The organism is Moraxella bovis (genome assembly GCF_002014975.1).
GTDB lineage: Bacteria > Pseudomonadota > Gammaproteobacteria > Pseudomonadales > Moraxellaceae > Moraxella > Moraxella bovis.
Map to the genome: position 1 here is coordinate 22,513 of NZ_MUXV01000030.1, position 16,629 is coordinate 39,141.

Annotated in this window: 14 protein-coding genes, 2 tRNA genes and 1 pseudogene; 4 read left to right on the plus strand and 13 right to left on the minus strand. The window is 44.8% G+C overall.

Translation table 11 applies throughout. The features are described 5' to 3' along the window. Positions 1-68: 68 nt before the first annotated feature. Positions 69-3,215, minus strand: a complete 3,147-nt coding sequence (locus tag B0182_RS07385; RefSeq protein ID WP_078274306.1) for an efflux RND transporter permease subunit — start codon at positions 3,213-3,215, stop codon at positions 69-71. Positions 3,216-3,224: 9 nt separating this feature from the next. Then, positions 3,225-4,691: an efflux RND transporter periplasmic adaptor subunit gene (locus B0182_RS07390; RefSeq protein WP_078274307.1), complete on the minus strand. Its 1,467-nt coding sequence runs from the start codon at positions 4,689-4,691 to the stop codon at positions 3,225-3,227. A 407-nt stretch (positions 4,692-5,098) separates the two neighbouring features. On the opposite strand from B0182_RS07390, the gene B0182_RS07395 reads away from it, so the two are divergent. Further along, positions 5,099-5,172, plus strand: a tRNA-Cys gene (locus B0182_RS07395). A gap of 28 nt (positions 5,173-5,200) precedes the next feature. Next, a tRNA-Leu gene (locus B0182_RS07400) sits at positions 5,201-5,287 on the plus strand. Between the two features lie 598 nt (positions 5,288-5,885). On the opposite strand, the gene rpmG is transcribed toward B0182_RS07400, so the two are convergent. The 8 genes and pseudogenes from rpmG to alaS form a co-directional block, all read right to left on the minus strand. Beyond that, positions 5,886-6,041 carry a 50S ribosomal protein L33 gene (rpmG, locus tag B0182_RS07410; protein ID WP_003659281.1) on the minus strand — a complete coding sequence of 52 codons (156 nt, stop codon included), beginning with the start codon at positions 6,039-6,041 and terminating at the stop codon, positions 5,886-5,888. Positions 6,042-6,061: 20 nt separating this feature from the next. Next, positions 6,062-6,298 carry a 50S ribosomal protein L28 gene (gene rpmB, locus B0182_RS07415; RefSeq protein WP_029102716.1) on the minus strand — a complete coding sequence of 79 codons (237 nt, stop codon included), beginning with the start codon at positions 6,296-6,298 and terminating at the stop codon, positions 6,062-6,064. A gap of 250 nt (positions 6,299-6,548) precedes the next feature. After that, positions 6,549-6,893 carry a HopJ type III effector protein gene (locus B0182_RS07420; RefSeq protein WP_078274309.1) on the minus strand — a complete coding sequence of 115 codons (345 nt, stop codon included), beginning with the start codon at positions 6,891-6,893 and terminating at the stop codon, positions 6,549-6,551. Between the two features lie 91 nt (positions 6,894-6,984). After that, positions 6,985-7,152: pseudogene (gene csrA / locus B0182_RS07425) on the minus strand (carbon storage regulator CsrA); the annotation flags it as partial. A 154-nt stretch (positions 7,153-7,306) separates the two neighbouring features. Beyond that, the gene (locus B0182_RS07430; RefSeq protein ID WP_078274310.1) at positions 7,307-8,593 is read right to left on the minus strand and encodes an aspartate kinase; all 1,287 of its coding nucleotides are present in this window, start codon (positions 8,591-8,593) and stop codon (positions 7,307-7,309) included. Positions 8,594-8,628: 35 nt separating this feature from the next. Then, positions 8,629-9,066 carry a hypothetical protein gene (locus B0182_RS07435; RefSeq protein ID WP_078274311.1) on the minus strand — a complete coding sequence of 146 codons (438 nt, stop codon included), beginning with the start codon at positions 9,064-9,066 and terminating at the stop codon, positions 8,629-8,631. After that, entirely contained in the window at positions 9,066-9,248 is a 183-nt protein-coding gene (locus tag B0182_RS13965) for a hypothetical protein (RefSeq protein WP_112742048.1), read from the minus strand. The genes B0182_RS07435 and B0182_RS13965 overlap by 1 nt, the downstream gene beginning before the upstream one ends. A gap of 229 nt (positions 9,249-9,477) precedes the next feature. Continuing rightward, positions 9,478-12,141: an alanine--tRNA ligase gene (gene alaS / locus B0182_RS07440; protein WP_078274312.1), complete on the minus strand. Its 2,664-nt coding sequence runs from the start codon at positions 12,139-12,141 to the stop codon at positions 9,478-9,480. Between the two features lie 278 nt (positions 12,142-12,419). Between alaS and B0182_RS07445 the strand changes: the two genes are divergently transcribed. Both B0182_RS07445 and tfpB read left to right on the plus strand, forming a co-directional pair. Continuing rightward, on the plus strand, positions 12,420-12,647 hold the full coding sequence (locus tag B0182_RS07445) for a hypothetical protein (RefSeq protein ID WP_078274313.1): 228 nt from the start codon (positions 12,420-12,422) through the stop codon (positions 12,645-12,647). A gap of 203 nt (positions 12,648-12,850) precedes the next feature. Beyond that, complete coding sequence (gene tfpB, locus B0182_RS07450) at positions 12,851-14,617, plus strand: type IV pilus assembly ATPase TfpB (RefSeq protein ID WP_078274314.1); 1,767 nt, start codon at positions 12,851-12,853, stop codon at positions 14,615-14,617. A gap of 113 nt (positions 14,618-14,730) precedes the next feature. Here tfpB and B0182_RS07455 read toward each other — a convergent pair whose 3' ends face one another. The 3 genes from B0182_RS07455 to B0182_RS15180 form a co-directional block, all read right to left on the minus strand. Further along, a complete protein-coding gene (locus tag B0182_RS07455; protein ID WP_228157795.1) occupies positions 14,731-15,513 on the minus strand; it encodes a hypothetical protein in 783 nt (260 codons plus the stop codon). A gap of 174 nt (positions 15,514-15,687) precedes the next feature. Continuing rightward, the gene (locus B0182_RS15175) at positions 15,688-16,098 is read right to left on the minus strand and encodes a type IV pilin protein (RefSeq protein WP_272506368.1); all 411 of its coding nucleotides are present in this window, start codon (positions 16,096-16,098) and stop codon (positions 15,688-15,690) included. Then, on the minus strand, positions 16,092-16,607 hold the full coding sequence (locus B0182_RS15180; protein WP_078274345.1) for a type IV pilin protein: 516 nt from the start codon (positions 16,605-16,607) through the stop codon (positions 16,092-16,094). The genes B0182_RS15175 and B0182_RS15180 overlap by 7 nt, the downstream gene beginning before the upstream one ends. Between the last annotated feature and the right edge of the window lie 22 nt (positions 16,608-16,629).

Genomic DNA, 16,629 nt, shown 5'->3' on the forward strand with positions numbered 1-16,629 from the left:
TAGCCCAAATCATGTCATGATACACAATGCAGGCTAATTTGGCAATGTCTTCCTATTGGTTGCCACGCTTAAGCGTTATGAACGTCCGCATTCGCTGTCTTTTTGTATTTGTATGGAAAAATCGAACGCACCCACACATAGAACATCGGAATAAAGAACACGCCCAAGAAAGTCGCCGTGATAACGCCACCGACCACACTCGTACCAACAGCGTTTTGACTGCCAGAGCCTGCCCCTGTGGCAATCATCAGTGGTACCACACCAATACCAAAAGCAAGCGATGTCATGATAATCGGACGCAGTCGCATACGAGCTGCTGTCATGACCGACTCTTTTAAGGATTTGCCCGACTCTTGAATTTCTTTGGCAAATTCAATAATCAAAATGGCGTTTTTGGCGGACAGACCAATGACCGTCAATAGACCCACCTGTAAGTACACGTCATTGGCAAAGCCACGCAGCATGGTAAAGATGACCGCACCGGCAACTCCCAGTGGAATCACCAACATGACCGAGAATGGAATCGACCAGCTCTCATACAACGCCGCCAAACATAGGAATACCACCAGCATAGAGATGATATAAAGTGGCAATGCTTGACCGCCTGATTTACGCTCTTCTAGTGACAGACCCGTCCACTCATAACCAATACCCTCAGGCAGTTGTGCAATCATCTCTTCCATGGCAAGCATGGCGTCACCCGTACTCTTACCAGGGGCGGCGGCACCTTGGACATTTAGTGATGACAGACCATTATAGCGGTTTAAGCCAGGGCTACCAAATTGCCATTCGCTGTCTGAGAATGCCCCAAAGCTAATCATCTGCCCCGCGGCATTACGCACATGCCATTTGCTGATGTCTTCAGGCGTGGCACGGCTGTTAGGATTACCTTGCATGTAGACCTTTTTGATGCGACCACGGTCAATAAAGTCATTAACATAGCTACCACCAAAGGCTTGGGCAAGCGTGGCATTGACGGTTGCCATATTTAGGTTATAGGCAGCTGCTTGCTCTTGGTTGATGTTAACTTTGAGCTTAGGAGCATCTTCTTGACCATTAGGGCGGACACCTGCCACAGTTGGGTTTTGAGCAGACATACCAAGTAGCATATTACGAGCTTCCAACAGCTTAGCATGACCCACACCGCCGATGTCTTGGAGTTGTAAATCAAAGCCACTGGCATTACCAAAACCTTGAATCGCAGGCGGGGCAATTGGATACACAAGTGTCGCCTCTGGAATCATGACATTAAGTGCCATGGCACGTCCTGCAATCGCCTGTGCTACACTCTCATCCGAGGTACGACCGCTCCAATCTTTTAATTTAACAAATGCTAAACCCGCATTTTGACCACTTGCCCCAAAGCTAAACCCTGAGATGGTAAAGACCGACTCTACGTTATCCGCCTCTTGTTCGCGAAAGTAGCCACCCACCTTTTCCATGACCGCAGCAGTTTGGTCAAGCGTCGAACCTGCTGGCAGCTGCACCAATGTCATCAGCATACCTTGGTCTTCTTCTGGTACAAATGAGCTTGGCAAACGCACAAAAATCAGTGCCAATACCGCAATCACACCTGCATAGGCGATGGCAAAGAGCCATTTGGCATTAAAGGTTTTACCAACAAAGTTCTCATAACTGCGACTGGCTTTAAAGAAAAAGCGGTTAAACCAACCAAAAAAGCCTTTTTGAGTATGGATGTCTTTATGAGCTTGGCGTTTTAGGATGGTCACACATAAAGCAGGGGTGAACACCAGTGCAATCACTGCCGACAGCGACATGCTGGTGATAAGAGTTGCAGCAAACTGACGATAAATCACCCCAGACGAACCACCAAAGAAAATCATCGGTACAAATACCACTGACAAAATCAAGGCAATCCCAATAACCACCTTACTAATCTCACCCATTGACTGAATGGTTGCATCTTTGACCGAGATATTCGGGTCTTCTTCTAAGATACGCTCGACGTTCTCCACAACAACAATGGCGTCATCAACAAGCAGACCGATGGCAAGCACCATCGCAAACATGGTCAAGATATTAATGGTAAAACCAAAAAACAGCAGTACCGCAAATGTTCCTAGGATAACCACAGGCACGGCAAGTGTAGGGATGATGGTCGCACGCCAGTTCTGCAAGAATAAGAACATGACTAAGAATACCAACACAATCGCCTCTAATAGCGTCATCACCACTTGCTTGATGGATAATTTTACAAACGGTGTGATGTCATAAGGTACGACAATTTTTAAACCCTTAGGAAAGCCTTGTGATAACTCATCAAGCCTTTGTTGTACCGCTTCACGCACTTCTAAGGCATTGGCACCAGAAGCGAGCATGATACCCATACCCGCAGCTTCTTGTCCATTATAGAGGGTTTTTACTGCATAACTCTCTGAACCCAGCTCAATATCCGCCACGTCTCTTAGATAAACTTTCGCCCCTGACGTGTCAGTTTTGACCAAAATGTTACCAAATTCTTCAGGTGTTTGTAAAAAGCTCTGCACACTTACAGTAGCATTAATCACTTGGCGATCAAGATCGGTTGGCAAATTGGCAAGCTGACCTGCTGACACCTGCACGTTTTGCGACTGTATCGCTGCTGAGATGTCAGATGGCATGAGTGAATAAGATGATAATTTGGTAGGGTCTAGCCAAATCCTCATGGCATAAGGCGAGCCAAACACGTTTAGCGAACCCACACCATTGACACGGCTGAGACTGTCCACCACATTTGAGTTAATGTAGTCGGCGATGTCCGACTGGGTCATACTGCCATCTTCTGACACAAAGGACGCCACCATCAAGAAACTACTGCTCGACTTGTTTACCGACACGCCTTGACGTTGTACATCAGCAGGCAGAGAGCTGGTCGCTGCTTGCAGTTTGTTTTGCACCTGCACCTGTGCGGTGTCTGGATTGACCCCATTTTCAAAGGTAAGCGTAATAGACGCCGAACCATTGGCTGATGAACTTGATGACATATACATGAGTCCATCAAGCCCTTTCATCTGCTGTTCAATGACCTGCGTTACGGTGTTTTCCACTGTTTCGGCATCAGCACCTGGATAGACGGCATTGACTGACACCGTTGGCGGGGCAATCTGCGGGTACTGCTCAATGGGCAAACTGCGTACCGCAATAATACCCACAAGCATAATCAAAATAGCAATGACCCACGCAAAAATGGGTCGTTCAATAAAATACTTTGACATCACTTACCCCTATTGTGCCACTTCATCAGCAGCATCTGCCATCGCTTGGGCTTCTGCTTGTTCAGCACTATCATCTGTCGGTGCTCGGTTTTGAGTAGGAGCTGTTGGTGCCTGTTGCTCTTGCCGTCCTTGCTGACTGGTTTTGCTTTGTTGTGGAGCTTGGCTTGGGGCTTGGTTAGGGTTCTGTACAGGTCCTTGGGCGGGGGCTTGACCTACTCCTTGGGGATTTTGACCGTTTGGTGAGTAGGGTCGTGTCTCAACCGCCTGCTCAGGCTTAACCTTAGCACCGCCAACCACAACGACATTATCACCATTGGTCAGACCATCGGTTACTACCCATTGACCTTGGAACGTGCCTGCGGTCTTGACATTACGCACTTCAATTTGTTTGTTTTGATTGACCACATAGACCTGAGTTTCGCCTTTGGGTGTGCGAATGATGGCAGTTTGGGGCAGTAGCATGGCGTTATGCACCACTGACTGGGCCAGGTTGGCATTGACATACATCCCTGGGATAAGCAGTCCGTCAGGGTTCGGGAACACCGCTCTTAGCTTGACCGCTCCTGTCGCCTCATCCACGCTGGCATCTGAGAGTGCCAAACGTCCAATGAGCGGGTAGGTCTCGCCATCTTCTAGAACGATTTGTACCTCTGTTGAGCCCTCACTGGCTTGACCGCTTGCCATCTGCTGACGCAGTCTTAGTAGCTCTGATGATGACTGACTGATGTCCACATACACCATGTCAGTGCGTGAGATGGTCGCCAGTGGTGTGACTTGACTGGCGGAGACCAATGCCCCTGCCGTGACCGCCGAAATACCAATCTTACCGCTAATCGGAGCTCGAATGATGGTACGGCTCATGTCAAGCTGACTGGCATCACGGTTTGCCTTGGCGCTGTTGATTGACGCATTGGCTTGATTGACCGTTGCTTTGGCAGCCTCGACATTTGCCTGTGCGGTTCTCACGGCGGTCTTATGCTGGTCATACAGCTGTTTTGATACCGCATCGATACCCACCAAGCTCTCAACACGCGCCAAATCTGCCCGAGCTTGGGCAAGGGTCGCCTCTTGGGCGGCAAGACTGGCTCTGGCACTAATCAAGCTCGCCTCCGCTGTCTGAATGGCAGCGATACTACTGTTAGCAGCACTGATATAATTATCACGGTTTAGGCGGTACAGCTCTTGCCCTGCCTTGACATAACTACCCTCATGGAAAGCAACAGACTCAATAATACCCGTCACCTGTGGACGCACCTCGGATGTCTCAACCGCTGTCACACGCCCTGAGAAAGATTTAACCACGGGTATTGAACGTAGCGACACCGTCTGCACTTCTACGGTCGCTGGGGGCATTTGCTGAGCAGCACCTGCCCCCGCTCCTGCACCGCCTGCCCCTTGGTCGTTTTTACCACAGCCCACTAGGGCGATGGTCGCCACAAGCACAGAGAATGTTAATACTTTTAAATTAAATTTCATAAATACCTGCTTACTATAAATATTTTAAAGTAATCATAAAAAGAGTTTTAGGGTTTTACTTTTTTGATTACACGCTTTTATAGATTTTCAAAATTCATATTTATGATATTATAATGAAAATTAACCAACAAAAGTAAAACGCTAAAGCCATTGCATTTTGGATAAAATGCATGTTTTTTCAAAAAACAGCTAAACCTGACTATTATACTCTAATTTATCCTAAAAGTTATGAGTTTTATTGACATCAATACCAAAAAAGCACTTGATTTTTCGGGCTAGTTGTGAACAATACGACCGTTTTTTACGAACTTTTGACGAAAATTTTTAAAATTTTTTAAAAAATACTTGCAATTTTACCAAAACATGATATTATAGCGACCACTTAGGTCATTGACTGACCAAGACAAGGCTGGGTGGCAGAGTGGTCATGCAGCGGACTGCAACTCCGTGTACGCCGGTTCGATTCCGACCTCAGCCTCCATTTTTGATTACTTTTATTTTAGTAATCCGCCCGGGTGGTGAAATTGGTAGACACAAGGGATTTAAAATCCCTCGCTCTTTTGAGCGTGCCGGTTCAAGTCCGGCCCCGGGCACCATCCATTTAAAATCCTTAAATATTTTCTAAGGATTTTTTATTTGTCTAAATAAATCATATGATATCCGCCCCACTCCATCTATACTCTTTTAATTTTAGGTAGTAGTCTAAAAAGTATGCTGAACTAGGTTTTCCGTTCGCCCTAAGCCTGCCTGCGGGTAGGAAAACCGTTAGGTTTCCCAAGCTCACCACGAACGGTTTTCCTTGTAGCATACTTTTTGAACCAGAGCTTAATTTTAAAATATACACCCAATAAACTTTAAAATTACTAGGGCGTGCCTGCCTTTTGTATTTGCAATGAAAAATGAGGAAAATCGCCCGTTTTTCAAGGAAAAACATTGTTTTATTTCTAAAACATTTCTATATTTTAAATTGTGTTATAAAGGTTAGGCACGCCCTATAAACACAATGATATTTGGATGTAGCCTTGTGCAGTAATGTCATCAAAGGGCGTGCTCAGCACATTCCTACAAATCCGTGGCATATATCAAGTTTGCTAGGGGCAAAATCTTGGAATAATGCTATTTTATCAGCAAACAAAAAACCAAATCCGAATACCGAATTTGGTTTTAAGCGATTTTCTAAATTAAAGGGCAAAATTATTTGATTTTTGCTTCTTTAAATAGAACGTGCTGGCGAATTTTTGGGTCAAATTTTTTGATTTCCATTTTGCCAGGCATGGTGCGTTTGTTTTTGGTGGTGGTATAAAAATAACCAGTGCCAGCCGTAGAAACGAGTTTGATTTTATCTCTCATGGTATTATCCTTTTGCTAAATTAAATCTTTTGACCTTGGGCACGCAAATCGGCAAGCACTTTGTCAATGCCGTGCTTGTCAATGATACGCATACCTTTTGAAGATACACGAAGACGCACAAAACGGTTTTCAGATTCTACCCAAAAACGATGGTTGTGTAGGTTTGGCAAAAAACGACGACGGGTTTTGTTGTTAGCGTGAGATACGTTATTACCCACTAGTGGGCGTTTTCCAGTAACTTGGCATACACGAGACATGATGAACTCCTATATTACGATGTGGCACGGATATTGAGCGGTATCGGTTGTGCCGTTTAAACAATCGCCACAAATTAGGTATGGACTAGGCGGATTATTCAAACTTGTTAGTGATGTCATTTCATCTTTATTGTTAAAGGCGACAATAAATAGAAAGTGACAGAAAAATCAAAGCCCAAATTTTACAGCAATTTCACTCATATTTCAAGTAAAATTTTAAAATCGGGCTTATTTTATCAAATTTACAAAATTAACGAGCGGTCAAAGCACTCACAGGCATACCAAACCCTTGCCAGCCATAATGCAAAAAGCTACGAATATTGGCGTGGTCGGTGCCGTCTGGCGTGTCTAGCACCGCCTGATAATGCTCGGCAAATAGTTTTAAGGTGTCAAGCTGATTTAGACCGTGCAGTTTGGCAAGGCTAAACACCTTGGCAGAGCCTTCGTTGGTGTCAGCAGGATTGACCGCTTCGCCATTATGAAAGGCGACAGGCGTATAAGTATAATTGGCATCAATAAAGGCAAGCACGTCTTTGAACGTCAAACTGCCCTGCTCAATACCATTTAATAGCCGTGAAATGTCAGTGTGATTCATCATGCATCCATTAGCGATTAAAATAATCGTCGTCATCAAATGATGGTGGGGCAAAGTTGCCTTGTTCTAGGTGGCTCATGTGCATTTGCATAGAGCGTTCGTGTTGGATACGCTGATAAATCTCTTCACGATGAACAGCGATGTCTTTAGGGGCATTAACACCAAGGCGGACTTGGTTGCCTTTGACACCCAGCACAGTAACGCTGACTTCATCACCAATCATTAGGGTTTCACCAACACGGCGAGTTAGGATTAACATAATAGCTCCTTGCTATAAAAACAATGCTAAAAAGCAAAAAATAAAAATTACCCAAGTTGTTATTATAAAACTTCTTGGGTAACTTGTCAGCTTTTTTTGGCAATTTTTACGTAATGATTATGATTAATAAACCAAATTGTTACATAATTGCTAATTACAGCCCTGCAACCTTACTCTCACCGTCTTCACGGTCAAGCCCAAAGGCGGTGTGTAGTGATTTGACCGCTTTTTCCAAATGCTCTTCTTTGATAAGTACAGAGACTTTGATTTCGGAGGTTGAAATCATTTGTAGGTTGATGTTTTGGGACGCTAATGTTTCAAACATTTTGCTTGCCACGCCTGCGTGCGAACGCATACCCACGCCCACGATAGAGACTTTAACCACATCGCTCGCTCCTACTACTTCGATGGCTCCGATGTCGTCTTTGACTTGTTCGTTCAGGATTTTCATGGCTTTGTCAAAGTCGCCACGAGGTACGGTAAAGCTAAAATCGGTTACGCCATTTTCGGACATATTTTGGATAATCATGTCCACTTCGATGTTGGCTTTGCCAATCGGACTTAAAATGGCAGAGGCAATACCAGGGCGGTCTGGCACACCCAGCACAACGATTTTGGCTTCATCACGGTTAAAGGCAATGCCCGAAATTAACGCTTTTTCCATAGTATCTCCTTCATCAGCGGTAATCAGTGTACCAAAAGTTTGTTTAAATTCATCATCAAAAGCCCCGTCATCGCCTTCATCAAAGCTAGACAGTACCCGTACAGGTACTTTATATTTGCCTGCAAATTCTACCGAGCGGATTTGCAGCACTTTTGAGCCAAGACTTGCCATTTCTAGCATTTCTTCAAAAGTGATTTTGTCAAGTTTTTTCGCCTTAGAAGTCACTCGGGGGTCGGTGGTGTACACGCCGTCCACATCAGTATAAATTTGGCATTCGTCCGCCTTTAACGCCGCAGCGATGGCAACACCTGTGGTGTCCGAGCCACCTCGTCCAAGCGTGGTCAAGTCGTTGTGTTCGTTCACGCCCTGAAAGCCTGCCACAATCAACACTTTACCGTCAGCGAGTTCTTGTTTTAGGTTGTCAGCGTCAATATGCTCAATGCGTGCTTTGGTGTGCGTGGTGTCGGTCTTAATGGCGACTTGACGACCTGTCATGGATTTGGCGTCCACGCCCAAATCTTTTAGTGCCATGGCAAGTAGGGCAATAGATACCTGCTCGCCTGTGGCGACCATTTGGTCGTATTCACGAGGGTCTGGGTCGTTTGAAATTTCACGAGCCAGACCGATGAGTCGGTTGGTCTCGCCGCTCATTGCCGAAACCACCACCACCACTTGATGACCGTGGTCGTGCCAGCGTTTGACACGCTGGGCGACATTTTTGATACGGGTGGTATTCCCCATGGAAGTACCACCGTATTTTTGGACGATTAGTGCCATAATTTTTCCTTGTAAATCAGAATGGCTTTGGAAAATTAAACTTTTGTGCGAATCAATTCTACCACTTCATTAAATTCATCAATACTTTCAAAAAATTCACGAATGAGCTTGTATTTTTTGTGATTAACAAAAATCAACAAACATTGATTTTTGTTAATTTGTTTCTCTTTTAATTTGGTAATTTCTTGATAATAAATGATTGTTTCAGTTTTAGAAAAAGGCTTCTCATAAAGGGAAATTTTATCATCTGTCAATGTGATAGATGTTGGTTTTAAAAAAATTAAAGCATATATTCCAAGAATTGTAAATAATACCGATATAATAGCAAAAAAGATTGCAGAATTATTCATAAAACTTGATGAGCTTGCATATAAATTAATATTGCCAATCCATAAAGAAATACTCACTATAATAAGAATTGCACCAATTTTCTTTGTTTGAAAATCGTATTTATATTCTTGATAATATGCCATTACAAATTATGCCCCTGTAATTCAAAATAAAACGCCACTACCACTGTCATCACCGCCACAAAAATCCACACCGCATAAAAAATCCAATAATTTTTAACTTTAAATTTTTGGCAAATGGTTTTTTCATCAATCGTCATTGCTATGCCAGTCAAAACTGATTGATGTCCAAACAGTACTTTCATCAATGCTACCAAGCATTAACAAAAAGAATATCAAACAAGTGGTATAGCGTACGATTTTAATAACCATTGCAATTTCCTAATTAAAAAGTTTTTGGCGTAAGGTGCGTACCACGCACCAATTTGTGCAATCAGCATAAACTCGGTGCGTATTACGCACCTTACAAATTGGGATTGTAGTACAAAATTGTACGGGCGAATTGTAATTCACCCCTACACATTCCCAAATTACTTACGCCAATTTACTCGCCAACTCGCCTTGCAACTCCGAAAGCACCTTATCAAGCCCATCAACCTTACTTGCTCCACCTTGGGCATAGTCAGGTTTACCGCCACCTTTACCACCCAATTCGCCCGCCAAATGACGGATAATGTCGCCCGCCTTAACCTTATCAGTCAAGCCCTTCGCCACGCTTGCCGACAGTGCCAAATCATCACTCTCGCCCACCAGTACAATCACCCCGTCAAGGCGAGATTTTAGGGTATCCATCAGCCCACGAATGGCTTTGCCGTCCACGCCTACCACTTTGGCGATGAGTAGATTTATCTCGCCCACTTTGACCGCTTTTTGTAGTAGCGATACTGCTTGTAGGCTTGCCAGTTTTTGCTCGGTGCGTTCTAGCTGTTTTTCAAGCTCACGGTTACGCTCGGCAAGGCTACCGACACGAGTTTCAATCTCACCACGTTTTGCCTTAAAATTCGTTGCCAAATTACCCAAAATCGTCTCGCCTGTCTGCACATAACGCACCGCTCCCATGCCTGTCAAGGCTTCAATACGACGAACGCCCGAGGCGATACCACTCTCAGAGACGATTTTAAACAGACCGATATCGCCTGTTTGAGCCACGTGGATACCACCGCACAGCTCAATGGAGAACGTAGAGTTATCGGCATTTGTCCCCATGGTAAGAACACGCACGGTTTCGCCATATTTTTCACCAAACAAAGCCATTGCCCCTTTGCCAATGGCTTCATCAATGGGTAGGTACTCAATCTGCACAGGGGTATTTTTTTGGATTTGCTCGTTTACCATGCGCTCAATGGTGGTAAGCTCATCATGACTGATTGGTTTATCATAAGAGAAGTCAAAACGTAGCACGTCTGCCGATACCAGCGAGCCTTTTTGGGCAACGCCTGTGCCCAGCACCGCACGTAGGCTTGCGTGGAGCAGGTGTGTGGCGGAGTGGTTTTTGGCGGAAGCTTTACGCACGTCGGCAATCACTTGGGCGTTGGCAGACTGATTTGGGGTGATCTCGCCCATTTTTACCGTGCCATAATGGATAATTGCCGTGCCAGATTTTTTGGTGTCTTCGACAAAAAACACCCCTGTGGACGTGCTAATCTCACCTGTCTCGCCCACTTGACCGCCACCTTCGGCATAAAATGGCGTGGCAGACAGCACAATCACACCTTCATCGCCTTCGCCCAAACACTCTACCGCCTTGCCGTCTTGGTACACGCCTATGATTTGGCTTTGGTTGTCTAGCAGGTCATAACCGACAAATTCGGTTGGAGTTTCTACTTTAATGGCACTTGTGTAGTCCACGTCAAATTTGCCCGCTTCTCTGGCACGGGTACGTTGGGCTTCCATAGCCACATTAAAGCCGTCTTCGTCAATGCCCACGCCACGCTCACGAGCGATGTCGGCAGTTAGGTCGGTTGGGAAACCATAGGTATCATATAGCTTAAACACCGTCTCCCCTGTCAAGGTATCGCCTGTGTTTAGACTTTCTAATTCGCCCGATAACAGACGTAAGCCCTGTGCCAATGTTTTGGCAAATTGTTCTTCTTCTTTTAAAATCACCGCTCCGATTTCGTCTTGTTTTTCAATCAATTGCGGATAGGCTTCGCCCATTTCCTTGATAAGAGCAGGGACAAGTTTATAAAAGAACGCCCCGTCCGCTCCCAGTTTATTGCCATGACGTACCGCACGGCGAATGATACGGCGTAGGACATAGCCACGCCCTTCGTTACTTGGGCGGACACCGTCAGCGATGAGAAACGACACGGCACGGATATGGTCGGCAATGACCTTAAAAGACGACTCATAGGTGCTCTCCACGCCAATCACTTGGGCGGTCGCATTCATGAGATTAACAAACAAATCCGTCTCATAGTTGCCACATTTACCCTGCATGATCGAGCTGATACGCTCTAAGCCCATGCCTGTATCCACAGACGGCTTGGGTAGGGGTTCTAGCGTGCCGTCTTTTTGGCGGTTAAACTGCATAAATACGCAGTTCCAAATCTCCACATAGCGGTCACCATCTTCGTCAGGCGTACCGGGCAGTCCGCCTTCCATATGCTTGCCATAATCATAAAAAATCTCGGAGCAAGGCCCGCAAGGTCCTGTATCGCCCATCGCCCAAAAGTTATCCGACTGATAAAGCCCACCTTTATCGCCAATACGAATAATCCGCTCAGGGGCAAGCCCGATGTCCTTATGCCAAATGTCAAAGGCTTCATCATCGGTGTGATAGACGGTTACATAAAGGCGGTCTTTGGGTAAGGCAAGCCAGTTGTCATCAGTCAAAAATTCCCACGCAAAGGCAATGGCGTCCTTTTTAAAATAATCGCCAAAGCTAAAATTACCGAGCATTTCAAAAAAGGTGTGATGACGGGCGGTGTAGCCGACATTATCAAGGTCGTTGTGTTTGCCCCCTGCACGCACGCATTTTTGTGATGACACGGCACGCTGATAGTCCCGTTTTTCTAGACCCAAAAAGGTACCTTTAAATTGGTTCATGCCAGCGTTGGTAAATAATAGCGTGGGGTCGTTGTGTGGAATGAGACTTGATGATGCCACAGGCGTGTGGTTTTTGCTTTTAAAAAAATCAATAAAGGCTTGACGTACTTCGGTCAGTTGCATGGTTTTGGTTAAGTGAGCGGTTGTCATGGTCGTATCTCGTAGCTTGCCTGTGATTTTTAAAAATCATGGGGCGAATTTGATAAATAAACAGTTAATTTTATCACAAACCGCCATAATTAACAGTGATTTTAACCAATTTTTCACAAAATTTAGTTGAAAGACTGACTAAATTAATAACTTTTTGGAATTAATATAAAATCCTTATAAAAATTATGGAATTTTTGATAAAAATGCTTAACATTCATGTAAAAAAGGTGTATAAATAGCATATAGATTTTATCCACAAAAATGCTAGGGGATTTACCATGAACATTCCACTATTTAGTGCCATTTTTTCGATTGCTTCTACTGTACTCATTGGCGTCTTGATGATTATGGTGTTTGTCAATGACATGACCAATATGCAAACGGTGCTTGGAGTCGTGGTCGCAGGGCTTGTGGTAAGCATTCCCATCGCCCTTGTCGTCACCAAACGCATTTCTGCCATGACAAACTCTGCCAGTCCCACCCCCAATCAGCAAAAAACGCAGTAACGCTTTTGGCACAGCTTATCTAGCCCAACATCACAATACCAGCCAGAGAGCCAAGCCACAGCCGAAACACAGATATGCCATGATAGCACGCCCCATCATGGCATTTTTACACAGCGTACGACCAAACGTACGACCAAACAAAATTGAAATACACCCATCAATTCATGTTACAATAGTATTTATTTATCACAAATAGAGCTGTCATGACTGAGTTGTCCCTAATCGTCGATTTGCGTTGGTGTTTGGATGAGTTATTAAAAGAAGGTCGCATTGACCAAAAATCATACAATCTTGTCATCACCAGTCGCAACGACCCTGCCCTACACCCCGTCCAAAACATCGCCCGTTTTAATCTCACGAGCTTATTAGACCATCAGCCCCTAACTGTAGATAAGCTCAATCTATGGTTGGCGGGCAAAGCTGGCGTGGACGTGGTGCGAATTGACCCCCTAAAAGTGGATGTGCCGGGTGTGACGGGTATCATGTCCTTTGAGTACGCCAAAAATCAGTACATTCTGCCCATTGCCGTGACCGATACAGAAGTCATCATCGGCACTGACCAACCTTTTTATCATGATTGGCATGCCAACATCAGCCACATCGTCCGCCCCAAAACCATCAAGGTCGTTTATCTGTCACCTGAACAGCTCAATCGCTACCGTGCCGAGTTCTATCAGGTCACCCGTGCCATACAAGGGGCGGACATCGCCCAAAAAAAGGCAAGTGCGGACATTACCAATGTAGAAGCCCTGCTTCAACTTGGCGATAACAGCAATCCTGATGCCAATGACCAACACATCGTCAAAGTCGTAGATTGGCTTTTGCAATACGCCTTTGAACAGCGAGCTTCCGACATTCACTTGGAGCCACGCCGTGAGACAGGCAAGGTGCGATTTAGAATTGACGGGGTACTGCATACCGTCTATGAGATGCCTGCTGCGATTTTGACGGCTGTTACCGCTCGTATCAAGATTTTGGGACGATTAAACGTTGCTGAGAAACGAAAGCCCCAAGATGGACGTTTAAAGACACGCACGCCAAAAGGGCTAGAAACCGAACTTCGTCTGTCCACCTTGCCCACCGCATTTGGCGAAAAGCTCGTGATGCGTGTGTTTGACCCCGAAGTGCTGGTACGCACCTTTGCCCAGCTTGGCTTGACGGGCAAACAACTAGAAACGTGGCACGCTCTCACCGCCCACCCCAACGGCATTATTCTGGTAACAGGTCCCACAGGTTCAGGCAAAACCACGACGCTTTATAGCACACTCAAACAACTTGCCACCGAAAAAGTGAATGTCTGTACTATTGAAGACCCCATTGAGATGATTGAGCCGTCTTTTAATCAGATGCAGATTAACTCAGCGATTGATTTGCACTTTGCAGACGGCATTCGCTCGCTCATGCGACAAGACCCTGACATCATCATGGTGGGCGAAATCCGAGACGGCGAGACGGCAGACATGGCGGTGCAGGCAAGTCTGACGGGGCATTTGGTGTTATCCACCTTGCACACCAATGACGCTCCAAGCTCTTTGACACGGCTACATGATTTGGGCGTTCAGCCGTTTTTGACATCGGCAACCATTTTGGGCATTATGGCTCAAAGGCTTGTCAGAACGCTTTGCCCTCACTGCAAATCCGCCCAAGACGTGAGCGAAAACTCGCCCCTAGCGGACGAATGGCGCGGGCTTGTCACTCCGTGGAACGCTCCTGTTCCGTCCAAAATCTACATGCCTGTGGGCTGTGATGAGTGCCGAAACACAGGCTATAAAGGGAGAATCGGGCTGTATGAGATTTTGCCGTTGTCCAATGAGCTTAAAAAATTGGTTGCCAAAGATGCAAGCCTTGACGACCTAAAAAAACAGGCGTATAGTGAAGGGGTGTTACCGTTACGCATAGAAGGAGCAAAACGTGTGGCAGAGGGCGTTACCACGCTTGAAGAAGTGCTTCGGGTTGTTCCGTTGAATTAGCAAAGCTCGACCAAAAACATCTCCCAATAATCCAGTCTAAAAAACTTTCAGACCCAAAACTAAAACAAACCCCAAAGTTTTAAACTTTGGGGTTATTAAGTTAGATGCTTAAATTAGAAACGATAAGTTGCACCAACTTTAACAATAGGATACCAAGTGGGATTATTATCTCTGATGGTTTTTTCTAGGTCAGCTTGAAATTCTGCTTCATTTTGGCTTGGAACAACAGCATTATCTAGATTAACTTCTGTTTTCCATTTGCCAGTATAAGCAGCACCCACTTCACCAAAGAAACCGACACGGCTGTTACTGTTGATATTTGGCTTAACACCCAAAGTCAAGTAAGGAGCCAAGGTATTGCCAGACTCTGCCTTAACATTGATATTGCCATCAACTTTGTATTTTTTATCATTAATCTTGATGGTTGCTCTCCCTTCTTGGGAAGTTAGGGTTGCATCAAGCTTATTGTCTTGAAAAATAACGCCAGTACCTACAGTAAAGCGGTTTTTCCAAGGACGTAGATTAACACCAACATAAGGGTTGCTGTAATCGCCATCAAGTTTTAGGTTGCCTTGATAGTCATCCCATTCATTACCTAGCACTTTTTTCCAGTTGATGATAGAATCACTACCACCGATGTCGGTATCTACATCGAAGCTACCGCCATTCCAACCAGCAACCACTTCGGTTGATTCGTTGGCAGACCATGCGATGCTTGCACCATAACCTAATGTACCAATCTCAGCATTGATAGCACCTGGCTTGGCTAATGTGGTAAAGACAGTCTTACCACTATCTACAATGGTATGACCTGCATTGGTTACGACATTTGCCATGGCAGTACCAGAAAATAATACCGCACTAGTTAGGGCTACTAACTTTAAAGTTTTCATCATCTTTTCTCCAAAAGTAATATATAAACTAAACATTAATTTATATGGTTTAATTTTAATATCAAAAAACCATAAAATCAATAGTCAAATCAAAGAAATTTGTGATATTTTGATGACTTTCATGTTTTGATATGTAACCAAACAGCCATGATAAGATTTTGATTTACAAATGTTTTATTATCGCCATTCATCACCTGTCCCGCATCTTCCCGCACGGCATTTTCTACCATCTGCGTGCAATTGCAAGTTACCATCGTTCTTCATTTGTCCAGAAGCATTAGGCGTTGCTGTAATCACCCATTGATCCGTCAAAGGGGCAATTACCACATTATACAACTCACTGCTCTCCGGATTTGCGGAGCTAATAATAGGGGCAGTAGGTATATTTGCATAACCACCCAACATCATCTTCTTAGACTCAATTTGACCTGCCATATTCTGCATATCAGCCATCATATTGGCACGTTTAGTCTTAATGATGTAGTTTTGATAACTAGGGTAGGCAATAGCTGCTAAAATCCCAATCACCGCCACCGCTAACATTAATTCAACAAGAGTAAAACCCTTTGACTTATTTTCTATTACCACGAAATCTCCCCTTCGCAACTACAATCATTAATACTGTTATCTGGGCAAAAGTTCCGATCCTCACTCATACATCTCTGCCCTTGACTATTCATCAAAATCACTTTGGCCTGCTGATTGTCTTGGGTCGGTCTTGCAACCATCACCCAAGATGTCCCAGCTCTAACGGTATTTATATCTCTAGCCGCAGAAGATAATGCTCCTCCCTGCCCATTAGTTAGCTCGATGGTGTATTTAGGGTTATTGGTTGGCACACTAATGGTAGTTGCGTCCGTAAAAGTTTCTCCACCATTATCCGCAACCTGTCTAATTCTAAAACCTGAAAAGGTTAAAGTGCTAGCACGCCATTTGTCTAAATCCATCTGAATGGTTGCCATACGAGCTTGGGCTTGCGACTCTGAATTCTTTATCAAAAATTGCCTATAACTGGGGATGGCAATCGCTGCCAGTATCCCCAAGATAACTATCGTAATGACTAACTCTATGAGAGTGAAGCCTTGCTGTTTATTCATAAATATTCTCCGATAGTCAATA